At 61.4% G+C, this 24,179-nt stretch carries 23 protein-coding genes and 1 tRNA gene; 17 read left to right on the forward strand and 7 right to left on the reverse strand.

The features are described from left to right. Positions 1-58: 58 nt before the first annotated feature. Positions 59-1,540 carry an NAD-dependent succinate-semialdehyde dehydrogenase gene (locus tag HGP16_RS29395; protein ID WP_168843482.1) on the forward strand — a complete coding sequence of 494 codons (1,482 nt, stop codon included), beginning with the start codon at positions 59-61 and terminating at the stop codon, positions 1,538-1,540. 8 nt (positions 1,541-1,548) lie between these two features. Here HGP16_RS29395 and HGP16_RS29400 read toward each other — a convergent pair whose 3' ends face one another. Next, complete coding sequence (locus HGP16_RS29400) at positions 1,549-2,322, reverse strand: metallophosphoesterase (RefSeq protein WP_168843483.1); 774 nt, start codon at positions 2,320-2,322, stop codon at positions 1,549-1,551. Between HGP16_RS29400 and HGP16_RS29405 the strand changes: the two genes are divergently transcribed. Both HGP16_RS29405 and copD read left to right on the forward strand, forming a co-directional pair. Next, complete coding sequence (locus HGP16_RS29405) at positions 2,321-2,515, forward strand: hypothetical protein (RefSeq protein ID WP_168843484.1); 195 nt, start codon at positions 2,321-2,323, stop codon at positions 2,513-2,515. The genes HGP16_RS29400 and HGP16_RS29405 overlap by 2 nt on opposite strands. Positions 2,516-2,699: 184 nt before the next feature. Further along, positions 2,700-3,584, forward strand: coding sequence for a copper homeostasis membrane protein CopD (copD, locus tag HGP16_RS29410; RefSeq protein WP_168843485.1), 885 nt, complete (start codon positions 2,700-2,702; stop codon positions 3,582-3,584). 1 nt (position 3,585) lies between these two features. Here copD and HGP16_RS29415 read toward each other — a convergent pair whose 3' ends face one another. Together HGP16_RS29415 and HGP16_RS29420 are read right to left on the reverse strand one after the other, a co-directional pair. Next, positions 3,586-4,377: a TIM barrel protein gene (locus tag HGP16_RS29415; RefSeq protein WP_168843486.1), complete on the reverse strand. Its 792-nt coding sequence runs from the start codon at positions 4,375-4,377 to the stop codon at positions 3,586-3,588. Between the two features lie 76 nt (positions 4,378-4,453). After that, a complete protein-coding gene (locus HGP16_RS29420) occupies positions 4,454-5,401 on the reverse strand; it encodes a helix-turn-helix domain-containing protein (RefSeq protein ID WP_168843508.1) in 948 nt (315 codons plus the stop codon). Positions 5,402-5,487: 86 nt separating this feature from the next. On the opposite strand from HGP16_RS29420, the gene HGP16_RS29425 reads away from it, so the two are divergent. The 5 genes from HGP16_RS29425 (at position 5,488) to HGP16_RS29445 (ending at position 11,727) form a co-directional block, all read left to right on the forward strand. Then, positions 5,488-6,762, forward strand: a complete 1,275-nt coding sequence (locus HGP16_RS29425; protein WP_168843487.1) for an ABC transporter substrate-binding protein — start codon at positions 5,488-5,490, stop codon at positions 6,760-6,762. Between the two features lie 112 nt (positions 6,763-6,874). Continuing rightward, a complete protein-coding gene (locus HGP16_RS29430) occupies positions 6,875-7,735 on the forward strand; it encodes a carbohydrate ABC transporter permease (RefSeq protein ID WP_168843488.1) in 861 nt (286 codons plus the stop codon). After that, positions 7,732-8,568, forward strand: coding sequence for a carbohydrate ABC transporter permease (locus tag HGP16_RS29435; RefSeq protein ID WP_168843489.1), 837 nt, complete (start codon positions 7,732-7,734; stop codon positions 8,566-8,568). The genes HGP16_RS29430 and HGP16_RS29435 overlap by 4 nt, the downstream gene beginning before the upstream one ends. A gap of 15 nt (positions 8,569-8,583) precedes the next feature. After that, the gene (locus HGP16_RS29440; protein ID WP_168843490.1) at positions 8,584-9,672 is read left to right on the forward strand and encodes an ABC transporter ATP-binding protein; all 1,089 of its coding nucleotides are present in this window, start codon (positions 8,584-8,586) and stop codon (positions 9,670-9,672) included. A 51-nt stretch (positions 9,673-9,723) separates the two neighbouring features. After that, positions 9,724-11,727, forward strand: a complete 2,004-nt coding sequence (locus tag HGP16_RS29445) for an aldo/keto reductase (protein WP_168843491.1) — start codon at positions 9,724-9,726, stop codon at positions 11,725-11,727. A gap of 86 nt (positions 11,728-11,813) precedes the next feature. Here HGP16_RS29445 and HGP16_RS29450 read toward each other — a convergent pair whose 3' ends face one another. Continuing rightward, positions 11,814-12,347, reverse strand: coding sequence for a methylated-DNA--[protein]-cysteine S-methyltransferase (locus HGP16_RS29450; RefSeq protein ID WP_168843492.1), 534 nt, complete (start codon positions 12,345-12,347; stop codon positions 11,814-11,816). 254 nt (positions 12,348-12,601) lie between these two features. On the opposite strand from HGP16_RS29450, the gene HGP16_RS29455 reads away from it, so the two are divergent. Further along, positions 12,602-12,937: a DUF6665 family protein gene (locus tag HGP16_RS29455; RefSeq protein WP_168843493.1), complete on the forward strand. Its 336-nt coding sequence runs from the start codon at positions 12,602-12,604 to the stop codon at positions 12,935-12,937. Between the two features lie 3 nt (positions 12,938-12,940). On the opposite strand, the gene HGP16_RS29460 is transcribed toward HGP16_RS29455, so the two are convergent. Continuing rightward, positions 12,941-14,143 carry an ROK family transcriptional regulator gene (locus HGP16_RS29460; RefSeq protein WP_168843494.1) on the reverse strand — a complete coding sequence of 401 codons (1,203 nt, stop codon included), beginning with the start codon at positions 14,141-14,143 and terminating at the stop codon, positions 12,941-12,943. A gap of 235 nt (positions 14,144-14,378) precedes the next feature. On the opposite strand from HGP16_RS29460, the gene HGP16_RS29465 reads away from it, so the two are divergent. The 8 genes from HGP16_RS29465 to HGP16_RS29500 all read left to right on the forward strand — a co-directional run bounded on the left by HGP16_RS29465 (position 14,379) and on the right by HGP16_RS29500 (position 22,794). Next, the gene (locus HGP16_RS29465) at positions 14,379-15,617 is read left to right on the forward strand and encodes an extracellular solute-binding protein (protein ID WP_168843495.1); all 1,239 of its coding nucleotides are present in this window, start codon (positions 14,379-14,381) and stop codon (positions 15,615-15,617) included. 74 nt (positions 15,618-15,691) lie between these two features. After that, positions 15,692-16,576 carry a carbohydrate ABC transporter permease gene (locus HGP16_RS29470; protein ID WP_168843496.1) on the forward strand — a complete coding sequence of 295 codons (885 nt, stop codon included), beginning with the start codon at positions 15,692-15,694 and terminating at the stop codon, positions 16,574-16,576. Then, the gene (locus HGP16_RS29475) at positions 16,576-17,421 is read left to right on the forward strand and encodes a carbohydrate ABC transporter permease (protein ID WP_168843497.1); all 846 of its coding nucleotides are present in this window, start codon (positions 16,576-16,578) and stop codon (positions 17,419-17,421) included. The genes HGP16_RS29470 and HGP16_RS29475 overlap by 1 nt, the downstream gene beginning before the upstream one ends. Then, positions 17,418-18,440 carry an SIS domain-containing protein gene (locus tag HGP16_RS29480; protein WP_168843498.1) on the forward strand — a complete coding sequence of 341 codons (1,023 nt, stop codon included), beginning with the start codon at positions 17,418-17,420 and terminating at the stop codon, positions 18,438-18,440. The genes HGP16_RS29475 and HGP16_RS29480 overlap by 4 nt, the downstream gene beginning before the upstream one ends. Continuing rightward, positions 18,441-19,370, forward strand: coding sequence for a PfkB family carbohydrate kinase (locus HGP16_RS29485; RefSeq protein ID WP_168843499.1), 930 nt, complete (start codon positions 18,441-18,443; stop codon positions 19,368-19,370). Further along, positions 19,367-20,431, forward strand: a complete 1,065-nt coding sequence (locus tag HGP16_RS29490) for an ABC transporter ATP-binding protein (protein ID WP_168843500.1) — start codon at positions 19,367-19,369, stop codon at positions 20,429-20,431. The genes HGP16_RS29485 and HGP16_RS29490 overlap by 4 nt, the downstream gene beginning before the upstream one ends. Positions 20,432-20,581: 150 nt before the next feature. After that, a complete protein-coding gene (locus HGP16_RS29495; RefSeq protein ID WP_168843501.1) occupies positions 20,582-21,802 on the forward strand; it encodes an MFS transporter in 1,221 nt (406 codons plus the stop codon). Positions 21,803-22,161: 359 nt separating this feature from the next. Continuing rightward, on the forward strand, positions 22,162-22,794 hold the full coding sequence (locus HGP16_RS29500) for an outer membrane protein (protein WP_168843502.1): 633 nt from the start codon (positions 22,162-22,164) through the stop codon (positions 22,792-22,794). Positions 22,795-23,046: 252 nt separating this feature from the next. On the opposite strand, the gene HGP16_RS29505 is transcribed toward HGP16_RS29500, so the two are convergent. Both HGP16_RS29505 and HGP16_RS29510 read right to left on the reverse strand, forming a co-directional pair. Beyond that, positions 23,047-23,418 (reverse strand): hypothetical protein, encoded by a 372-nt coding sequence (locus tag HGP16_RS29505; RefSeq protein WP_168843509.1) that lies wholly within the window; start codon positions 23,416-23,418, stop codon positions 23,047-23,049. Between the two features lie 644 nt (positions 23,419-24,062). Further along, a tRNA-Met gene (locus HGP16_RS29510) sits at positions 24,063-24,139 on the reverse strand. Positions 24,140-24,179 lie beyond the last annotated feature (40 nt).

Here is a 24,179-nt window from a genome sequence, read left to right on the forward strand (position 1 = left end):
CTATTTCCCTTTATCCGCCCGTGCGGCCTGCCGGGCGAAACCTGTCGGAGTGCAGACGATGTCGTTTACAACAGCAATGACCAAGCACGTTCCCTTCTCCTCGCGCCTCCTGCGCGCCGCCGGCTATATTAACGGCGCCTGGACGGCCGGTGGGGCGACGAAGACCTTCGATGTCATCAATCCCGCGACCGGTGAAGTGCTCGCCTCGCTGCCGGATATGGGCGCTGCCGAAACGACGGCCGCAATCGATGCCGCCTACATCGCCCAAGTCGCCTGGGCCGCCCGCCCGGCCAAGGAACGTGCCGCGACCTTACGCAAATGGTTCGACCTCATGGTCGCCAATGCCGATGAGCTGGCGGCGATCCTGACGGCCGAGATGGGCAAGCCGCTGCCGGAAGCCAAGGGCGAAATCCTCTACGCCGCCTCCTATGTCGAATGGTATGCGGAGGAGGCGAAGCGCATCTACGGCGAAACCATTCCCGCACCGTCGAATGATAAGCGCATGATCGTCATCAAGCAGCCGGTCGGCGTCGTCGGCACCATCACGCCCTGGAACTTCCCGGCGGCCATGATCGCCCGCAAGATCGCGCCGGCACTTGCCGTCGGCTGCACCGTCGTCTCGAAACCCGCCGAGCAGACACCACTGACGGCGATTGCGCTGGCCGTTCTTGCCGAAGAGGCGGGCGTTCCAGCCGGCGTTCTCAACATCATCGTCGGCATCGACGGGCCAGCGATCGGCCGCGAGCTTTGCGGCAATCCGAAGGTGCGCAAGATCAGCTTTACCGGCTCGACGGAGGTCGGCCGTATTCTGATGCGCCAGTGTGCCGACCAGATCAAGAAGGTCAGCCTCGAGCTCGGCGGCAATGCGCCCTTCATCGTCTTCGACGACGCCGATCTCGACGCCGCCGTCGAAGGGGCAATGGTTTCGAAATACCGCAATGCCGGCCAGACCTGCGTCTGCGCCAACCGCATCTATGTCCAGTCCAACGTTTATGATGCCTTCGCCGCCAAACTCGCCGCCAAAGTGGGCGAACTTTCGGTGGGTGACGGCTTCAAGCCGGGGGTATCCGTCGGGCCGCTGATCGACGAACAGGGTGTCGCCAAGGCCGAAGACCATGTTCGGGATGCCGTATCGAAGGGTGCCCGCGTCGTCCTCGGCGGCAAGCGTATCGAAGGTGCCGGCACCTTCTTTTCCCCGACCATCCTGACCGGCGTCGACCGGAGCATGAAGGTGGCACGCGAGGAGACGTTCGGCCCGGTGGCACCGCTTTTCCGCTTCGAAACCGTCGAGGACGTAATTGCACAGGCGAACGACACCGAATTCGGCCTCGCGGCCTATTTCTTCGCCGGCGACCTCAAGAAGGTCTGGCGCGTCGCCGAAGCGCTGGAATACGGCATGGTCGGCATCAATACCGGCCTAATGTCGACGGAGACGGCGCCATTTGGCGGCATCAAGCAATCCGGCCTCGGTCGCGAAGGTTCGCGCCACGGTGCCGACGACTATCTGGAAATGAAATATCTCTGCATCGGCAATCTGTAGCCGGCAAATCAAGTCGAGGTAATGTGAATGCGGCCCTGCCATAGCCGAGCCGCAGTCAACCGACCGGTATAGAATGCCCCGGTGTCGAGATTGAGCCGCAAACCATGAACTTCGGCCTGCCGGATTGGTGTATGACCGTGCACGATCAGCTTCGGCAAAGGCTGCGCGCTGTCGTGGAAGCGCGAACGGATGTAGACAAGATCGTCGTCCTGCTGCTCGGAAATCGACCTGTCCGGATCGATGCCGGCATGAACGAACAGCACTTCGGGCGTGTCCAGCAGGATCGGTAAACGGCGCAGGAAATTGACGTGATCGTCAGGCAGCCAGGTCCGTATGAAGGTATCGAGCTGCTTCTGCTTGGGATATCGCTCTTTCAGTTTTTGGATATCCACGCCGTAGGAAGCGAGCGTCGCATCACCGCCGAGCGCCACCCAATCGTCAAGCGATATCTCGCCGTCGATATAGCTGAGCATTGCCATCTCGTGATTGCCCGTCAAGCAAATACGGTCGAAGCCATTCGGCGGCGACGCCATCAGGCGGCCGACCACCTGCGCCGAAGCCGGGCCGCGATCGATGAAATCTCCGAGCATGATGATGAGCTTTCGGCCCGCCAGCCCTGCCGCATCGGCGAAAATCTTGCGCTCCAGCGCACTCAGAAGATCGTAACGGCCATGGACGTCGCCGATGACATAGGTGGGCATGTCGAGATGTTCGAGCCATTCGCGACGCCGGCGAGAGCCGAAGCCAGTAGCCATTTTTTCGCGTATCCTAGATGCCGCCATGAAACTGCCTTTCGAGCGCACACCCCGGAACGCCTCAACTATGTCTGCAAAAAGGACTCAAAAGCGACGATTCTTTGCCAAAAAAGCAGGAATCGCGCCCATGATCGATATCGCGATCGGCCAAGGCCTGCGACAGCGGATTGCCTTGCGGCAAAGCGTCCTGAACGGCGCCTTTATGCATGGAGAAAGTTGACAGTGCGTATCCGCAATCCTATCGCGCTCGCCAGGCCGGCGAAAGAGAGCCCCGCCATCCGAAGCATGATAAGGCTGTCGTCTGCCCGCCCCGGCATGACAGCTGCCCGCTTGCCCGGCGAAAGCGACACTGTATTGAACTGGAATGCTGCCCATGGCGCCCGTAAATTTGACGTGAAATCCTGATGGATCCGACGACAGCGCTCCAACTCTGCCGCTTTCTTCATGATGCGTCGCTGATGCTTCTGTGGGGCGCCTGCGCCTATCTCTGCCTGCTCGTGCCGAAAACGCTCGCCGATACCGTCTGGCGCGTGTCCACAAGGCCACTTTTCGCGATTACCACGATTGCAGCCGTGACGGTACTCGCGGCATTGCCCGCAACGACGGCGACTATCGGCAATGGATGGAACGATGCACTCGATGCCGACACCATCCAAGACGTGCTCTTCCGGACCACGGTCGGCCTGGCTTGGCAGGCACAGGCGGCTGCGGCCGTGGTCATGGTCGGCGCCTTCCTGTTACCGGAAGGCTGGCAGCGGCGCGGGCTGGCGTTGGGTTCGGGCCTGGGGCTTGCCTTCCTTTCCTTAACCGGGCACGCCTCGATGCTGGAAGGCTGGCTAAGGCAGATGCATCGTGGCAACGATGTGCTGCATGTGCTGACCGCCGGCGGCTGGCTGGGAGCGCTCGTGCCGCTGAGACCCATTCTGCGCCTTCTCGACTGCAAGGATTGCCGAGCGGAAGCGCTGGTGGCGCTGCGACGCTTCTCCAATGCGGGGCATGTGGCCGTCGCGCTCGTCATCGCCTCCGGCATCGTCAACACGATGCTGATCCTGAAACGGCTGCCGACGGACTGGTCGTCGCCCTACCAGAAACTGCTTGGCATTAAGATCACGCTGGTCGCCGCCATGGTGCTTCTGGCGATCGTCAATCGCTATGTCTTCGTTCCATGGATCGGCCGCAACCATAACCGCGCGCTGCAGGCGCTCCGGCTTGGAAGCATCACCGAGATCGTCATCGGCATGGCAGTAATCGGGCTCGTCGCCATCTTCGGCATATTGGAGCCGGTGTAGGTCAGGACGCAGATCCTCGCGGAGAGCCGCCGAGCGATTTCACCACCGCGCGAACAGCTTCGGCATCGCTGGTCGCCGGCCTATATTCCAGGCCCACCCTGCCACGATAACCCTGGGCGAATACCCAATCCAGCCGCTCCGCCAGATCGATATGGCCGGTACCAGGATCGCCTCGGCCGGGATGATCGGCCACATGGAGATGCACGATCCGGTTGATGCGATCGCCGACGACCTCACGCGTATCCTCGCCCATGACGGCCGAGTGATAGAGATCGTAGACGATGCCGATTTCGGCGCGGCCGACCTCGTCGACGATATCCAGGCCTTCCTCCGTCGAAGACAGATAATAGCCGACATGATCGATCTTCGTGTTCAACGGCTCGAGGCCGACGCGAACGCCGGATCCTTCAAGAACATCGGCGCCGGCGCTGAGAGCTGCGACGAGAGCCGACCGCTGCTCGGCGCGCGAAAATCCCGGCAGATCATCGCCGGCCTGCGCGATCAGAACCGGCGCGCCGAGGCGCTGCGCCACGGCAACGGACTCGCGCAAACCCTTCAGCCAAGCCTCTTTGTTTGCGGGACTCGTCAATGCGATCATCGGCTCCGCCACCAGGCCGGACACCGCAATGCCGGTCTCGGCAACGGCGGCGGCAATCGCATCGAGATCCTTGTTCGTCCAGCGCCAGAACTCGACGGCATCGAGCCCCGCCTGATGCGCCAACCGGATGCGATCCGCAAAGACATCGCCATCACGCGCAAACAACCACTCGATACAAGCCGAAAACCGCCGCATTGAAATCTCCTCCCGCATTCCCGCCGACAATATTCCCGCCAGCAATGCGCGGGATCGGCGGTGACCGCAAGAGGCGTCAGCGCTGAATCTGCGGAGGGCGCCGCGCGGACGAATCGATGGCTTCCACGTTGATCGCGGAGAGTACGCGCATGTCGCGGCGGAAATCGGAAGGCGTCATGCCGGCAATGTGGCGAAAGGATTTGTTGAACGCGCTGATCGAGCCGAAGCCGCTGTCCATGGCGACCTGCAGCACATTGGCGCCGTCGCGCATTAGCATCGCCTGAGCGCGCGAAAGGCGCAGCAGGTTCACATACTTGGCGAGCGTCATGCCGGTGGATTTCTTGAAGAGGTTCATGGCGTATTTCGGATGGAGATGCGCCGCCTTGGCGATATCGACCGTATCGATGTCATCCAGAAAATTATCGGCGATGAAATCGCACATTCTCGCCAGGCTGCGTGAGGACTGCGGATGGGCCTGGTCGTTCGCCAGGTTTCCCGGCTTCTCCGGCACCATGCGATAAGGTTCGAAAGCAATTCGCTCCAGACGCAGGAGAAGTTCGGCAACGGCATGTTCGGCCTTGGCGCCGTCATTCGACATGACGTAACGGTGCCATCGGGCAAAATTTTCGTCGTCAGCGGCATCGGTCGCCGAGCTTATCAAGGCCTGCCCGCGAATGAGGCGACCGGAAATATCGAGCGGCAGCCGCAGGCGGAAGAAATGCACGAGCGGCAGATGCGCGCCCGCATAGATCGAATCCTCGGACAATTCATCCAGCTGATGCGGCTGCCCTCCCCAGAACAGACAGATCTCGCCGGCCTTCAGGGTAAGGTCGTGATTGCCTATGCGGTAGTGCACGCTGCCGCGCACGATATAGTTCACCTCTACCTGCGCGTGCCAATGCGGCTTCGCCATCGGCAATGGATGATTGTGAAACATCTGCAGGATCGTCGGCAGCCCTTCGACGCTGCTCGCACCCGGCTGATAAACCGCCCGTTGACCCACCTTACTTTTCGCCAAGTCGATGTTCCCTTTTTAGGAGACAGAAGCGTACCGGCAGCTAGTTTAAGCGCGTTCGCTTGCGGACGGCAATTGAAAAGGGAGGATTTTCAATGCGTTTAAAACTAGCTGGAGCGACGGCCATCGCGGCCCTACTCGCTTCCGGTTCTGCCTTTGCGGAACAAACCACCATTACCGTCTGGAGCTGGAACATCGCCGCATCGGCGCTGAAATCCACGGTCGAGGGGTTCAATAAAAAATATCCGGACATCAAGGTCGAAGTTCAGGACATCGGGAACCCGCAGGTCTTCGACAAGATGCTGGCCGCATGTGCTGCCGGCGGCGACGGCCTGCCCGACGTCATGTCGATCGAAAACCACAAGGCCTCGATCTTCTGGAATCGCTTTCCGGACTGCCTGACCGATCTCACGAAGCTCGGCTACAACGATGAACTGAAGAAGCAATTCCCGGAATTCAAGCGTGCCGAACTTGAGGTCGGCGATGCCGCCTATGCCATGCCTTGGGATTCCGGCCCAGTCACCATGTTCTATCGCCGCGATTTTTATGAAAAGGCGGGGATCGATCCGGCAACGATCAAGACCTGGGACGATTTCATTGCCGCCGGCAAGAAGATCTCCGCCGCCAATCCGGGCGTAATCATGACGCAGGCCGATCTCAACGGCGATACCGAATGGTTCCGCATGCTCGCCAATGAACAGGGCTGCGGCTATTTTTCGTATGACAGCCAGAGCATCACCGTCAACCAGCCCGCCTGCGTAAAAGCCCTGGACAAGGTCAAGGAGATCAAGGACGCGGGCTTGATGAGCGCCGCGAACTGGAACGAGAAAATTCAGGCGAACACTGCCGGCAAAGTGGCGTCTCAGCTCTATGGCGGCTGGTATGAAGGCACCGTCCGCTCTACCTCGCCGGATCTCGCCGGCAAATGGGGCGTCTACCCGATGCCGAGCATGACGGCGGACGGCCAGCATGCGGCCAATCTCGGCGGCTCGTCGCTCGCAATCGCCAGCGGCTCCAAGAACAAGGAAGCCGCCTGGAAATTCCTAGAATACACGCTTGGCACCAATGAGGGCCAGGTGACCATGCTGAAGTCCTTCGGGCTCGTGCCGTCACTGCTGACGGCAGTTCAAGATCCCTTCGTCAACCAGCCCCAGCCCTATTGGGGTGGGCAAAAGGTCTGGGCCGATATCCTCGCCACCCTGCCGAAGATCCGCCCGAGCCCCGGCACCCAGTATTTCAGCGATGCGGATGAGGTCATAAAGGCCGTCCAGACGAAATACCTCGCCGGCGGCTATCCAAACGGCAAAGCCGCGCTCGACGACGCGGCCCAGCAGATCGCTTCGGCGACAGGTCTGCCGCTCGCGAAATGAGTGACACTGCCGGGCGCGCATCCCAAGCCGCGCCCGGCATCCCCGCCGCCCTCAGGGCGGCGGGGATGCGACGTCACGTGTCATTCCACTGCGCATAAAGGAGAAGGCTTTCATGCGGTTGCGAAACCGGAGCGCCTATGCGTTCCTTGCACCCTATCTTCTGGTGTTCGCCGCTTTCTGGGTCTGGCCGATCATCGATTCGTTCCTGATCTCGTTCCAGAACACCCGGGTTAATCCGTGGACGTTCAATCTGTCGCTCAATTGGGGGCGGCTGTTCGGCGACCCGGCCTTCTACAACGCGCTTCAAAACACGCTGATCATCCTGATCGTCCAGGTACCCGTCATGATCACGCTCGCCACGGTCATGGCGGTGCTGCTGAATTCACCGCTGTTGAAGGCACGCAGCATTTTTCGCTTCGCCTTCTTCGCGCCCGTCGTCGTTGGAGAGGTGGCTTATGCCGCAGTCTTCCGCCTGATGTTCAACGTCGATTTCGGTATCATCAACAAGCTCATCGGCACGGTCGGCTTCGCGCCGGTGTCGTGGTTCGCCGAATCGCATGCAGCAATGGTGCTCATCATCATCGCCGTCACCTGGCGCTGGGCGGGTTACAACGCCATCATCATCCTTTCCGGGCTGCAATCGATCCCCGAGGATGTTTACGAGGCTGCGACCCTCGACCGCGTCAACCGCTTCCAGCAGTTCATCCACATCACCCTGCCGCTGTTGAAGCCGATCATTCTATTCTGCGTCGTCCTGTCCGTCATCGGCACCATGCAACTCTTCACCGAACCATATCTGATCACCAACAGGGGTGGCCCCGGCGGCGGGACCGAGACGCTCGGCCTGTTGCTCTATCGCCAGGCATTCCAGTCGACCAACTTCGGCTATGCCTCCGCGATCGCCTACACGATGGCGGCGCTCGCCGTGGCCATTTCTCTTCTCAATCTCTGGGTGGGGCGCGAACCGAAATGAAATCGAAGTCCAAATCCACTCTGGTCCGCTCGCTCGCCTTGCATGGCCTGCTGGCGCCGCTCGCCATCATCTGGCTGTTTCCGCTCTGGATGATGTTCGTCTTCTCGACCATGCCCGACTACGGCATCTTCAGCCCCGGAATCATCCTGACACCGTCGACGGGTTTCATGGACAACGTCCGCAACCTGCAGGCAGACACCAACTTCATCGGCGCCATGACGATCTCCATCGTCGTTGCCGTCGTCTATACCTGCCTGTCGGTGCTGCTGACCTCGATGGCCGGATGGGCCCTGGCGCGTTACCAGTTCGCCGGCCGTTCGGGCGTCATCGGCATCATCCTCGGCACGATCACGCTGCCCTACTCCGTCGTCGTCATCCCGCAGTTCATCATGGTGGCGCGCGATTTCGGGCTGGCCAATTCATGGGTCGCCCTGATCGTACCGCCGCTCTTCAATTCGCTCGGCGTGCTGTTCATGCGCCAGGCCTTCTCGATGATGCCGGGCGAGCTCTTTGACGCCGCCCGCGTCGAGGGCGTCAAGGAATGGCAGATCTTCCTGCGCATCGCCCTGCCGCTCGCAAGGCCAACCATGGCGGCGCTCGCGATCATCCTGTTCCTGGCCTCCTGGAACAACTATCTCTGGCCGCTGCTCATCAACTCCCGCCCGGGAATGATGACCGCGCCCGTGGCGCTCGGAACCCTGATCGGCCTCACCAGGGTCTCCTGGGGCGGCATCATGGCCGGTGCGGTCATGCTGACGGCGCCGATCCTCATCGTCTTCGTTCTCCTGCAGCGCCACTTCATCGCCGGCATCGCCGCCGGCGCAATCAAATAATTCCGGGAGATCCGTATGGCTGAACTGTCCCTTACCAATATCGTCAAACGCTACGGTTCGCTGGAAATCATCCACGGCGCTAATCTCGACGTGAAGGACGGCGAATTCGTCGTCTTCGTCGGGCCGTCCGGATGCGGCAAGTCCACGCTCCTGCGCATGATCGCCGGCCTGGAAGACATCACCGGTGGTGAACTCAAGATCGGCGGCCGCGTGGTCAACGACGTGGAACCGGCCGATCGCGGTATCGCCATGGTCTTCCAGTCCTATGCTCTCTACCCGCATCTGACGGTCGAGCAGAACCTCAATTTCGGCCTGCGCATGAACGGCAATCCGAAGGCCGATACCGACCGCCGCGTTAAGCAGGCGGCCGAGATTCTTCAGATCACCGAGCTGATGCAGCGCCGGCCGAAGCAGCTCTCCGGCGGCCAGCGCCAGCGCGTTGCCATCGGCCGCGCCATCGTACGCGAACCACAGATCTTCCTGTTCGACGAGCCGCTGTCCAATCTCGACGCCGAGCTGCGCGTGCAGATGCGCGTCGAAATCTCGCGCCTTCATAAGAAGCTCGGCACGACGATGATCTACGTCACGCACGACCAGACCGAGGCCATGACGCTGGCCGACAAGATCGTCGTGCTGCGCGGCGGCAATATCGAACAGGTGGGAGCGCCGCTCGATCTCTATGACGATCCGGCCAACCAGTTCGTCGCCGGCTTTGTCGGCTCACCGAAGATGAATTTCCTCCAGGCCGAAGTCGCGGACAATCAGCAGGGCCGCATCGCCATCATGCTTAAGGGCCAGCGCAATGTCCGCCTGACGTTGCCGGTTACCTCGGCCAAGCTGGCGGTAGGCCAGCCGGTGACGCTCGGCGTTCGCCCGGAACATTTCCTCGAAGCCGGGCGCGGCGAGGTCGACATGACCGTCGCCGTCGATGTCGCGGAGCATCTCGGCAACACCAGCTACATCTACGCCAATATCGAAGGCGGCGAGCAGATCGTCATCGAACGCGAGGAATCCCGTAACACGGGCAACCGCGACCAGCTCACCGTGGCGCTTGCGGCAGCCAAGACATTCCTGTTCGACAGCGCCGGCAACCGATTGCGATAGGCGCTGCCCATCCTCCCAAGACAGCATGCAGATTTAGGAAAGGATCGTTCCATGACCACTGAGACCTCAATCCGCTGGGGCATTATCGGCCCCGGCAGGATCGCACAGACTTTTGCCGATGGTATCGCTCATTCCCGCAGCGGCAAGCTGGTGGCGATCGCCAGCCGCAATCCGGACAAGCCGGGCCTCAGTGACGGTTTCCCAGGTGCGCGCATCGTCAATGGCTATGAAGCCCTGCTCGCCGACGAGGAGATCGACGCCGTCTACATCGCCACACCGCATACCGGCCATGCCGAATGGGCGATCAAGGCGATCCGCGCCGGCAAACATGTGCTGGTCGAAAAGCCGATCGCACTCTCGGCTTTCGATGCAGAAGCCATCTATTACGAAGCCAGGAAGGCCGGCGTCTTCGCCGGCGAAGCCTTCATGTATCGCGTCCACCCGCAGACGGCGAAGCTGATAGAACTCATCAAGAGCGGCGCGATCGGCGATCTGCGCATCATCCGCACCTCCTTCGGCTTCAACATGGGCACGGTGAAGCCGGAACACCGGCTGTTTGCCAATGAAACGGCCGGCGGCGGCATCCTCGATGTCGGCGGCTATCCGGTATCGATGGCGCGCCTGATCGCCGGCGCCGTCGACGGCAAGCCGTTCCTCGATCCCGACAAGGTCTCGGGCGTCGGCCATCTCGGCCAGACCGGCGTCGATGAATGGGCTTCCGCCGTGCTGAAGTTCCCGAACGACATCATCGCCGAAGTGTCCTGCTCGATCATGGCGAACCAGGACAACACGCTGCGCATCATCGGCTCGGAAGGCCGGATCGAGGTTGCCGACTTCTGGTTCGCATCCGGCCACAAGGGCGGCGTCGGCAAGATCGAACTGATCAAGGGCGACGAGACGCAGACGATCGAGGTCAAGGAAGAGCGCTGGCTCTATTCCTTCGAAGTCGATGCGGCCGGCGATGCCATCCGTGCCGGCAAAAAGGAATTCGCCTATCCCGGCATCAACTGGGCGGATTCGATAGGCAATCTTAGGGTTCTCGACCAGTGGCGCGCCTCGATCGGCCTCGAATACGAGGTGGAGAAGGCAACACGCCGGACGAAGAACATTGCCGGCGCGACCGTCACCAAGGGCAACAGCATCCCGAAGCGCAGCATTCCGGGCATCTCCAAGCCGGCATCGCTCGTCACGCTCGGCTTCGAGTTCTTCCCGAATTTCGCCGCCGCCTCGCTGACGCTCGACGCCTTCTACGAAGCCGGCGGCAACGCCTTCGACACAGCCTATGTCTATGGCGGCGGCAAGACGGAAAGCATCTTCGGCGACTGGCACACCAGCCGCAACGTGCCGCGCGAGGAGATCGTGCTTATCGGCAAGGGCGCGCATTCGCCACTTTGCTACCCGGACATGATCCGCAAGCAGCTCGACCAGTCCCTTAACCGCCTGAAGACCGACTATGTCGACATCTACTTCATGCATCGCGACAACACCGACATTCCGGTCGGCGAATTCGTCGATGCCATGGATGCCGAAGTAAGGGCTGGCCGCATCCGCGGCATCTTCGGCGGTTCGAACTGGACGCGTGCCCGTTTTGATGAGGCGATCGCCTATGCTGAGAAGAACGGCAAGGCGGCACCGGCGGCACTTTCCAACAACTTCTCGTTGGCGGAGATGCTCGATCCGATCTGGGCCGGATGCGTCGCCGCATCCGACGACGAGTGGAAGGCGTGGCTCAATGCCAAGCAGATCCCGAACTTCGCCTGGTCGAGCCAGGGCCGCGGCTTCTTCACCGATCGCGCCGGCCGCGACAAGCGTGATGAGGAGGAATTGGTGCGCGTCTGGTATTCCGACCGCAATTTCGGCCGCCGCGACAGGGCGATCGAACTGGCGCAGAAGCTCGGCCGCCATCCGATCCACATCGCGCTCGCCTATGTCGTCGCGCAGCCCTTCCCGGTCATCCCGCTGATCGGCCCGCGCACGATCGCCGAACTGGAAGACAGCCTTTCGGCGGTCGACATCAAGCTGACGCCGGAACAGGTGAAGTGGCTCGAAGGCTGAGATAGCTAGTCGATTCAAAGTGAAAGGCCCATCCGGGAAACCGAAGGGGCCTTTTGCATGGTATACCGTCTGTCATCGCCGAGAGATCAGGCGGCGAAGTCGAATGTCTTCGTATCAGCCCCTTCGAGCCGCAGGAGATAGGCCTTGCGCTCGAGACCACCGGCAAATCCTCTGAGATCGCCTGCTGATCCTACCACGCGGTGGCAGGGCGCGATGATCGAGATCGGGTTGCGGCCGTTGGCGGCGCCGACAGCACGGATCGCCTTTGCCGAACCGATCTCGGTGGCGATCTGGCTATAGCTTCGCGTCTCGCCGAAGGGGATGGCAAGCAGAGCCTGCCAGACCTTCTGCTGGAACTCCGTTCCGGCAAAGTCGAGCGGCAGATCGAAAGACTGCCGTTCGCCGGCGAAATATTCGCGGAGCTGCCGTTCGGTTTCGAGCAGCACGGGATGGCTGTCATCCTCAGCCACGATCAGCAGTGGCACGCGGCCCGGCCGATCATTGTCCCAGAGGATCGCGGCAAGCCCATTATCGCTGCCAACGAGCTTCAATGCGCCAACAGGCGAATTCACGATCCGATAGACGTAGTGGTTTTCTGCATTTTTCGGAGCTTTGGTCATGCCGATATCCTTTCCTTGAATTGCGCTCATAGTATCGGGCGTGATTGCCTCTGAAGAAGCGCTGATGTGCGTATTGGACCTCAAATGAGGTTCTCCAGCCACCCGAAAACAGATAAGTGGCAGCGAAATCCCGGCATTTCTGAACTCGCGCGGACAGCCTCACGATGACGCAGGCCAGATGGTCGCGCTTGGGAAATGAGCTGGAATTGTGTAAAATCGAGTAGAGGCAGATCATACAGCATGCGGAGTCCGATATGACAGTTCGCCCGCCGCGCAACTTCAATCCATCGCAGACGAACGAGACCGGCCTCGGGATCCTCGAATATGAGATGATGTCGGAACGGGCGAGTTCGCTCGGCCGTCACGGCATGAAGGTCGAGGCAGCGCTTGCCGCATTGCAGGAGGGCGAGGCCAAGGGCAAGCTGGGCGTGGAACACGAGCGGCTGGTTGATGCCGCCGCCGAAGCCGTCTGGGGAATGTTCATCCACCGCGAGATCTGTGGCCTGCGCAACAGCCGCGACGTCATCCAGCGCTATGGCATTCCGAATAAGGTGCTCGCGCGTCTCGGCGCCAGTCCACGGCATTCCTAAATATCAGGATTTCAGGATCGCCTGAAAGCGCGGATCGAAGGCGTGGCCGATCGGCTCGACCGCCGCGCCACGCGCTACGGCCCATGGGTCGGTCATGCCGAGCTGCAGGCGCGGCAGCAACCGGTCGGGACGATCGGCATTGGAAGGCAGGAGCGGCTGCATGGCGGCGATCAACCGCGTTGCCAGCGCCGGGGGTGCGCCGCCGCACAGAATCACCGTCTGCGGATCGAAGATGGTTTCGATGATCTGCACGCTCCAGCGCAGGTCGACCGCCGCCCTTTCGATCCAAGCGAGAATATCGGGGTCATCGGCCGCAGCGCGCGCGTCTATTAGCGAATAGATATTCGCCGCCATCGGATCGACACCGAGGTGATCGTAGAGCGAGGCAAGCGACGCGCGATGCTCCAGCTGGGTCAGCCGGCCACCTGCCCCCAACAACGCCATGCCGATTTCGCCGGCATTGCCGTGCGCGCCGCTATAGAGCTCGCCGCCGAGAATGAGGCCCGCGCCGATACCATAGCCGACATAGAGGCAAACGGCGTGATCGAGCCCATGCGCAGCTCCGACCATGCGCTCAGCGGTCGCGCAGGCTGCGGCGTCGTTCTGCAGGGTGACATTGAGACCGGTTCCGGCCGATAGCGTTTCCAGCAGCGGAAAGCGTTGCCAAGCGCCCATCATCCAGGGATTGTCGGCCTCATCCTGCTCGATACCGAACGGACCCGGCATCGCCGCGCCGAGGCCGACGAGGCGCTTCTCCGCCTGCGCCACGCTCTGCCTGAGCTCGGCACGCACGTCTTCTATCAGCTTCAGGACGACGGGCGTGCCCGTCGCCGGTCCGCCCGCCGGCAAGTTCGCTTCCTTGCGGATGAGGACATTGCCGACGAGATCGACGGCGATGGCGCGCGTGATGTGGCGGTCGATCTGCAGGCCGATGGCGAAAGCACCTTCCGGCACGAGACCATACGGTGTCGAGGGCTGGCCCCTGCCGCGGCGTACCGTTTCCCGAGAGGTCACCAGCCCGTCGTTTTCCAGCTCCTCCATGATGTTGGAGACCGTCTGCTTCGTCAGGCGGGTGGCGCGGGCGAGATCGGCGCGGGAGAGAGCACCGTTGAGCCGCAGGGCATCGATGATCACCCGCCGGTTATGGGCGCTGGTGCCTTCGTGGTTCGTTCCGCTCGTGGCCCTAATCGGGCGATTATCGTTCATCTGCATTTGCCTCTTGACACCAATAGAATATTGAAGAACAAATTAGTCAAGACAATTGACTTAAAAGAAACCAGAGAGTTTCATCAGGGAACTTGAGCGAGCCAAGGGGCTCCGAAGACGCTCCGATCGATGCTCGGCAGCCGGCCCGGCCAATTGCCTGCTCGACAGCCGATGGCGACACTTCCGCCGCCATTGGAAAAAAATCGTGTGACTGTCAAAAAAACTGGAGGATGGAATGTTGAAATCATTAAACAAGACATTGCTCGGCGCAGCACTGATCGGCGTATCCTTCGCCTCGCATGCCTTTGCCGAAACCACGATCAATGCCCTCTTCATGGCGCAGGCCGCCTATAGCGAAGCCGATGTGCGCGCCATGACGGATGCCTTCTCCAAGGCCAATCCGGACATCAAAGTCAATCTCGAATTCGTCCCTTATGAAGGCCTGCACGATAAGACCGTGCTCGCTCAAGGCTCCGGCGGCGGCTATGACGTCGTGCTGTTCGACGTGATCTGGCCGGCCGAATACGCAACCAACAAGGTTCTGGTCGACGTGTCCTCCCGCATCTCGGACGACACGAAGAAGAATGTCCTGCCGGGCGCATGGACGACGGTCCAGTATGACGGCAAATATTACGGCATGCCGTGGATCCTCGATACCAAGTACCTGTTCTACAACAAGGAAATCTTGGAAAAGGCCGGCATCAAGGCGCCGCCGAAGACCTGGGACGAGCTCAACGAGCAGGCCAAGGCCATCAAGGACAAGGGCCTTCTGGCAACGCCGATCGCCTGGAGCTGGTCGCAGGCCGAGGCCGCGATCTGCGACTACGCCACGCTCGTCAGTGCCTACAAGGGCGACTTCATCAAGGACGGCAAGCCGGACTTCCAGACCGGCGGCGGTCTCGATGCCCTGAAATACATGGTCACCAGCTACAAGTCCGGTCTCACCAACCCGAACTCCAAGGAATTCCTGGAGGAGGACGTCCGCAAGGTCTTCGAAAACGGCGATGCCGCCTTCGCGCTAAACTGGACCTACATGTACAACATGGCAAACGACCCGAAGGACAGCAAGGTCGCGGGCAAGGTCGGCGTCGTGCCGGCACCCGGCGTTGCCGGCAAGAGCGAAGCTTCGGCCGTCAACGGCTCGATGGGCCTCGGCATCACGTCTGCCAGCAAGCATCCGGACGAAGCCTGGAAGTACATCAGCTACATGACCTCCCAGGCGACACAGAACCAGTATGCCAAGCTCAGCCTGCCGATCTGGGCATCATCCTATAGCGACCCGGCCGTGACGAAGGGTCAGGAAGAACTGATCGCAGCCGCAAAGGTCGGCCTCGCCGCCATGTATCCGCGTCCGACGACGCCGAAATATCAGGAACTGTCGACAGCACTTCAGCAGGCGATCCAGGAATCGCTGCTCGGCCAGTCTTCGCCCGAAGATGCGCTGAAGTCGGCTGCCCAAAACAGCGGTCTCTGATACCCTTATCGGGCGGTGCCAGTCGCCGCCCGCCTCTCTTGATCCTCCATGAAGAATGAAAGAAGGGGCCCGCCATGTCCGGCACCTCTATGACAACCCGCGCCTGGCTTTTGATGCTGCCGTTGCTTGTGGTGATGATCGCGGTGATCGGCTGGCCACTCGTCGACACGGTCGGCCTTTCTTTCACCGATGCGAAGCTTGTGGGAACCGGCGGCAATTTCGTCGGCATCGACAACTACGCCAAGATGCTGGCGAACTCCAATTTCCAGCGCACCCTGATCACCACGACCTGGTTTGCGATCGTCTCCGTCGCCGCCGAAATGGTGCTCGGCGTCCTCGCCGCGCTGCTTCTGAACCAGGATTTCAAAGGCCGCGGCGTGCTGCGCGCGCTGATGATCCTGCCCTGGGCGCTGCCGACCGTAGTCAACGCGACGCTCTGGCGGCTGATCTATAATCCCGAATATGGTGCACTCAACGCAGCACTCACCCAGCTCGGCCTTATCGACGCCTACCGCTCCTGGCTCGGCGAACCGGGCACGGCGCTGACAGCGCTCATCGTCGCCGATTGCTGGAAGAATTTTCCGCTGGTGGCGCTGATCGCGCTGGCCGCCCTGCAGGCGGTGCCGCGCGATATCACCGCCGCATCGCTCGTCGATGGCGCAGGACCCTTCAAGCGTTTCCGTTTTGTGATCCTTCCCTACCTCGTAGGACCGCTTATGGTAGCGCTGGTGCTGCGCACCATCGAGGCCTTCAAGGTCTTCGACATCATTTGGGTCATGACCCGCGGCGGCCCGGCCAACAGCACGCGCACGTTGTCGATCCTCGTCTATCAGGAGGCCTTCTCTTTCCAGCGAGCGGGGTCGGGTGCGTCGCTCGCCCTTATCGTAACGCTGCTGGTCACGGTGCTTGCCGCCGCCTATGCCGCCCTTGTCCGCAAAACCGCGGGGAGTGCCACCTGATGGAACGCAAGAGCCCGTTTTTCACCTGCTTCATCTATGTCTGCGCCATCCTGCTCGCCGTCGTGATTCTAGCGCCGATCGCCTGGCTCTTCATCATGAGCATTTCGCCGGCTGCCGATCTTGCTGCCAAGCCGCTGCGCTGGTGGCCGCAGACGGCGGATTTCTCGCGCTACAAAGTGCTGCTGTCGACGCTGGAAAACAGCGAGGGCGCCGCATTCACCTCGTCGTTGCGCAACAGTATCGAAGTGGCCGGCATGGCGACCATCGCCGCGATCGCGCTCGCCATTCCCGCGGGCTGGGCCGTATCGCGCACGCCGTCCGTGGGATGGTCGCTTTCCATGGTCATCGCCACCTATATGTTGCCACCGGTGGCGCTCGCCGTACCGCTCTACATGGGCCTTGCCCATCTCGGCCTGCTCAACAACGTCTTCGGCTTGGCGCTGGTCTATCTGACGATCCTGGCGCCATTCACGACCTGGCTGATGAAATCCGGCTTCGATTCCATTCCGAAGGAGATCGAGGCTGCGGCGATGATCGACGGCGCCGGGCTGTTCCAGACGCTGAAGATCATCACACTGCCGCTTGCCATGCCCGTCATGGCCACCTCGGCGCTCTTCGCCTTCCTGCTTGCCTGGGATGAATTCTTCTATGCGCTGCTCTTCACGTCAGACCAGCGCGCCAAGACCCTCACCGTCGCCATAGCGGATCTCGCCGGCGGCCGTGTCTCGGATTACGGACTGATCGCGACTGCCGGCGTGCTGGCCGCCCTGCCGCCGGTGCTGATCGGCCTTGTCATGCAACGCGCCCTGATCTCGGGCCTGACCAATGGCGGCGTCAAGGGATGACCATGACCAAAGAGAAAACACGCCCCGCCGGCCTTGCCGCCATCGACCGCGAAATGGTTCGCCAACATACAGATGCGCTTGCCTCCCTCGGAGCCGCCGCCGATATGGCTGCCAAGGCTGCCGCATCGCTGAAGCGCACCGGCAAGTTACTGCTGCTCGGCATGGGCGGCTCGCACGCTGTCAACCGGGCTGTCGAACCGCTCTATCGCGCCGGCGGCATCGATGCCATCGCCCTGCCGCTCTCCGAACAGCTCGGTCAGCCGCTGTCGCTGGAAGGGCGCACGATCTTCATGACCTCGCAATCCGGCGAAAGCGCCGAGGTGCTGCGCTGGTTCAACGAGACGGGCGGCACTGGCGATACCTTCGGCCTGACGCTGGAGGGCAGCTCCTTTCTCGCGAGAACCGCGCCTTCTCTCGTCGGCACCGGCGGCACCGAGCTTGCCTTTGCGGCAACCCGCAGCCTCACCGTAACCTTCGCACTGCATTTGGCGATCTTCACCGCCCTCGGGCAGGATCCCGCCCGTGCTTTGGCCGTGCTTCGCGCGCCTGAGACGCTCGATATCGCGCCGGCGCTTTCAGCTCTCGCCGATGTCGAGACGGTCGTCACCTCGGGCCGCCGCCTGCAGGGCATCGCTGAGGCACTGGCGCTCGGCCTCACCGAACTTTCCCGTCGCCCCTGCTTCTCGCTTGAAGGTGGCCAGCTGCGCCATGGTCCGATGGAAATGCTCGGTCCCTCGATCGGCGTCGTCCTCTTCCGTGGCAATGATGCGACGGCCGGCCTCGTGACGGCCATGGCCGTTTCCGCGCTCGAAACCGGCGCGCCGGTTATCGTCTTCGATGGTTCCGAAGAAGAGCCGGTGCCCGGCTGCGTCACCCTGCGCTTCAAACCGGAAACCGGCCTTGCCGCCATCTTCCAGATGCTGCCCGTCGCCCAATCGCTGATGATCGCCTTTGCCGACGAGCGGGTGGAGAATGCCGGCACGCCGGTGCGCTCCACCAAGATCACGCGGAGCGAATGAATGAAGCCGCTTGCAGTCATCGGCAACGTCAATATCGACCTGATCCTAGGGCCTGCAGCGCCATGGCCGAAAGCCGGCACCGAGGTCATCGTCGATCATGACGAGCTGCGCGTCGGCGGCCAGGCGGGCAACAGCGCGCTCGCCTGGGAGGGGCTGGGTATCGATTATGAGATTGCCGCCAACGTCGGTAGCGACCAATTCGGACGCTGGCTCGGCGACGCGTTCGGCGCTCGCAGCAGTAAATGGCCTGTCAGACCGGAGGGCACGACGCTCTCGGTCGGCATCACCCATCCCGATGGCGAGCGCACCTTCTTCACAACGCGCGGCCACTTGCCGCACTTCAGTCTCGACGACGTGCTTGCGGTTCTCGACAGCAAAAGGCTTGCCGGCGGCTATGCCCTGCTGTGCGGAGCTTTCCTCACCGAGAATCTCGCCCGTGACTACAACGCCCTGTTCGACTGGGCCGACAAGCACCGGATCACGGTTGCTCTCGATACGGGCTGGCCGCTCGATGGCTGGACGCAGGCGAATTGTGATTCCGTCAGGCGTTGGCTGTCGCGCTGCGGCATCGCGCTGATGAACGAGGTCGAGACCACGACTCTTGCCGGCATGGACGATCCGGCCGAGGCGGCACGCGCGCTTCATGCGCTGATGCCAGAAGGCGCCATCTTCGTCGTCAAGCGCGGCCCGGACGGCGCGCTTGCCATCGATGCCGATAGCACCCTCGTTTCGGCCACAGCGCCGCGGGTCACGGTCGTCGATACGATCGGCGCCGGCGATGTCTTCAATGCCGGCTTCCTGGCCGCCCTTGCCCGCGGCGAGCCGCCTGCAGCCTGCCTTTCGGCGGGGACCGCGATCGCTTCCCGCGCCATTTCCACTCTGCCGCGCAGCTATGGCCCGGCTAAAGCACCCGAGGAGGCCGTTCGATGAGCGCGCTCGAAATCCAGAATATCCGCAAAAGCTATGGCGAAGTGGAGACCCTGAAGGGCATCGATATTTCGCTCGAAAGCGGCGAGTTCCTGGTGCTGCTCGGCTCGTCGGGCTGCGGCAAGTCCACGCTTTTGAACATCATCGCCGGGCTTGCCGAGGCAACCAGCGGCGATATCCGCATCGGCGATCGCTCCGTGCTCGGCGTGCACCCGAAGGACCGAGACATCGCCATGGTGTTCCAATCCTATGCACTCTATCCGAACCTCTCAGTCCATCGCAACATCGGCTTCGGCCTGGAAATGCGCAAAGTGCCTGCAGCAGTGCGCGACAAGGCGGTGCGCGAGGCGGCGAAACTGCTGCAGATCGAGCCGCTGCTGGAACGCAAGCCGAGCCAGCTTTCCGGCGGCCAGCGCCAGCGCGTCGCAATCGGCCGGGCGCTGGTACGCAAGCCGGACGTCTTTCTCTTCGACGAGCCGCTGTCGAACCTCGATGCCAAGCTGCGCATGGAGATGCGCACCGAACTGAAGCGCCTTCATCAGATGCTGAAGACCACGGTCGTCTACGTGACGCACGACCAGATCGAGGCGATGACGCTCGCGACCCGCATTGCCGTGATGCGGGACGGCCGCATCGAGCAACTCGGCACGCCCGACGAGATCTACAATCATCCGGCAACGCTCTATGTCGCGACCTTCGTCGGCGCGCCGCCGATGAACCTGCTGAATGCCACCTCCGATCAGGGTTCACTCCGCATCGACGGAACCTCGATCACCCTGCCAATGCCGTCAACGGAAGCCGAGATCAAACAGGGGCATGAGCTGGTGGTCGGCATCCGTCCGGAGACGTTGCACCTCGACGAAAGGGGCCAGCTTGAGGCCGTTTGCGAAGTGGCGGAATTGACCGGACCCGAGCTTATCGTGACGGCGCAGGCGGGTTCGCAGCGACTGATGGCCTGCCTGCCGCCACGCACCGCCATTGCCGAAGGGCAGAGCTTGAAGCTCGGCTTCGACGCCAATGCGCTGCATCTCTTCGATCGCGCCACAGGCCGGCGCTGCGAATAGGCCTTTCGAACCCAGGCATATCTTCGCCGAGGGTGGCACGCGAACTGTTTCGGTTGCCGATGCCGTCCCCATGAAATTTCAGCCTGTGTAATGTTACCGCAAGGCAGAGACCCGAACCTGACGATCCAAACCATCGTCGGGGAAAGAATCGTGTTTCGACAACTTCAACGCAGCGTACGATGGCCTTTCGTCGGGCTTCAATTGAGCAATGTCGCCTTGAACGCCAGCCATGCCTTCGCGACCGTCCTATATCCCTGGATCATGTATGACCTCACCCGCAGCGTGGTGTTCATGGCGCTGGTGGCCTTCGTGAACGGCGTCGTCCTCCTGATCGGCATGGTCTTTGGCGGCTATATCGCCGAGATGCTCGGGATCCGCTACACCGCGCTCATCTCCGCCAAGGTCGGAATGCTGACGTCGCTGCTGATCGCGATCCTCTACATGGCGGATTTCCTGCATGCGGGCACTTTCCTCATTCTGAGCTTCACCGGCTCGATCCTCGACGGGCCGGCGACCGTCGCCACCGAAGCGAAGGCGCCGGAAATTGCCCGTCTTTCGAGGTTGTCGTCGGCCGCCGCCAGTTCCGTCGACGATATGATCGACGGCCTCATGCTGCTGACGGCGTCCGCGGCCAGCGCTTTCGTCATTGCCGTCATCGGCCCGAAGGATGCGGCGTGGTGGGTCGTCATCGGCAATTTCATCGCGATGATGCTCCTGTCCTTCAGCCTGCCAAGATTCCGTCTGCGTCCGGCGCCAAGGCTCGGCGATATCGCCAATGCCGGGAAACGGCTCCGCGATTCGGCCGTGTCGCTGCCATTCGCGCTTTGGGGAAGCGCGGCGCTCGGCTTCTTCATGACGCTGCAGATTTTCATCGTACCCGCCGCCTTGCGGCTGCAGGGTGAATCGGTGGCGTGGCTCGGCCTCTTCATCGCGGCGTCGGCGACGGGCACGATCATGATGAACCTGCATCTGGCATCGCGCCATGCCACGCCGACGCCCGCCTCTGTCATTTGCGGGGCTCTCCTCGGCCTGGCGCTCTCGATGGGCATCCTGTGGATGGAGATTTCGCCAGTGACGATGATGCTTGCCGGTCTCGTCGCCGGACTGGCCAATGGCTGGCTCTCCCCCGCCTTCGTTGCGATCCTGCAAATGAAGGCGCCGCGCGACGGCCGGCCCTATGTGACGGGTCTTTGCTATTCGGTCGTCTTGCTGTTTCTGCCGCTGGAATACATGCTGACGGGTCTCGCGATCGGCCTGACCTCGTTCCGCACCACCTGCATCCTCCTCGTCTTCCTGCTGTCGCTGGCGGCAGCCGTCGCCGCCGCCTGGCTGGAATGCATCCAGAATGACCCGTCGAAATCAGCGGAGTAAATATTGAGGACGCCGCATGCATCCGATTGCACATGATGGATGCGGGAATGTCGCTGCTCATGCCTTCGACAACACTATTTCGATCGACGGCCAAGCCTGACGGCAACCTCTCTTCCTTAAAATATAATTAAATAAATCTACTCAACCACCTAAAAATACTTGCTAATTTTTCGATACTTTCAAAAATCTGCAATGTATCCGCAATTCTCGCGAGCAAAATGACCTGCATCTCCCGAGGCCAATCCGTTTCCCAAGACGGACGGCACCGGAGAGAAGCAGGAACCGTTTCCGGTTCTCCAACGCAAACAGAGACCTTGCGGGCGCCGAGGATGGCGCATGGGTTTCGTATGGAGTTATCAATGTCTCTCAGCGCAAAAACGATTCTGTTCGCGGCTTTGGCTTTAGCGACCGCGACCAATGCCTTCGCCGCCGATTTCACGACCTACCAGGCTCCGGATGCCTCCGCCTATGACCGCCCGTCGGCCTTCCAGTGGAGCGGCGCCTATTTCGGCGCGCATGGCGGCATCGCCTCGCCGAAACTGAGCCCCTTTGCCAGCGGCAAGGGCCTGACCGGTGGCGTGCAAACCGGCTACAACTTCCAGGTCGGCCCAGGTGTCCTCGGCGCCGAACTGGAGGGCTCCTACCTTGGGAACAACGAGATACGCGTACCAAACGGCAAGGTGGAAGAGCGCTTTCGCGGCGCCGCCAAGGCGAAGGCGGGCCTGACCTTCGATCGTACCCTCATCTACGGAACAGCGGGCCTGACGATGACGAAATTCGAGGGCGGCAGGGGCGTTTCCAGTCCTGGCGGCTGGAAACAGGGATATCTCTTCGGCGGCGGCATCGAACAGGGCTTCGGTGGCGGGCTCTCGGCTAAGGTCGAATACAACTACGTCATGACCAACGACGTATCTACGACGACATCGACCGGCAAGTCGAAGAGCGATGTGCACGACCACGTCATCAAAGCCGGCCTGAACTATCGCTTCTGACCGGCGAAGTTTGCAGAGGTCGGCATGCCTTTTTCAAGACAAGACATGCCCGACGGGAGCGGCGAAGGATGACTGATCAAACCCCGAATCAGTCCCTTCGCCGTTCTTAATCATGACAGTCAGACGCCCATCCGCATGCAATCGAACCATTCGTATCCACCGCGTCTGGCCTAATTTTCCTGAGAAGGCCGAGCAATGACGGCCAAGTTCATGAGCTGCCTTTCAGATCTCGGAGTCCGGCAGCCAGGGGATCTATTCGCACTCGAGCGAGGGCTGGCGGAAGCTGGTCACATACCAATCGGCCCCGGAGCTTCGGGTATAGAAGGTATAGAAGCATTCCGTCTGCTCGACATAGCCAGGCGTTTCGGTGACTTCGTAGCGCTTGCCCCGGCGCGTTTCCTTGACTTCACCGCTGGATTGACCTGATACCACTTGCGTCTTCGGCTTGCGCCACTGATAGGCGCGCTCACCCTGGCGCAAATCATAAACGTTATCAGGCGGGCCATAATCGAGCATGACGCTGCTGATCGGCGCGCCGATATAGCTCTTCATGATTTGCGAGGCGCAGGCCGGCAGGACCAGCAAAACTGCGAGCGCGGCAATACCGGCCGGCCGCCGCTTCATGCGAGTAACAGACATCAGGAAGTCCTTTGCGACTGGAGAGGGATCGCAGGCAGGGGTACGTCGCGGGGATTACGGCAGCATTGCGCGCCGCGATATCAGCTGCTTTTTGTCGAGCAGCCAAATCTGGTCTCGGATATTCATATCGATCGAGGATCGGGCGGGCTGGGCTGGGCTGGGCTGGGTTGAGATAGGTGCTAGACAATCAATCCAGCAATTCACGCCAGGTTCGGACTCACCCATGGTTGAAACGCCCATCCGTGCACGGATCTACACGAGGCGCCTCTCGCCGACCACACTCGATCTCCGATCGCGTCACCATCGATCATACTTTTTGAGGGATGAGGCGATGGGAGATGGCTTCATCCCAGCAAGAGCGGTTGGACCTGCTCAGATGCAGGGGATGGTCTCCATAGCCGACGCTTGTACGGGGAGCTTGGGAGCGAAGAGATAGCGTTGTGAGCGCAGTGGCCGCTTGTTGCGCGCTAGGAAAGCCCTGGGGAATTTGAGAGAGGTATTTATATTATTTCCCGGCTTAATATTTTTCTGCGCCTTGGGGTTTGCTTTGGCTTGTTGCGGGCTGCGGGGGTAAAAACGACTTCGGCCTCCCGAAGGAGGCCGACAAAGTCTTGATAGTCTTTTGTATTTGGTTGCGGGGGCAGGATTTGAACCTGCGGCCTTCAGGTTATGAGCCTGACGAGCTACCGGGCTGCTCCACCCCGCGCCATTGACGCAAATCGCGCGGCGATTTGTCGTCTTATCCA

Source organism: Rhizobium sp. P40RR-XXII (genome assembly GCF_012641405.1).
Lineage (GTDB): Bacteria > Pseudomonadota > Alphaproteobacteria > Rhizobiales > Rhizobiaceae > Rhizobium.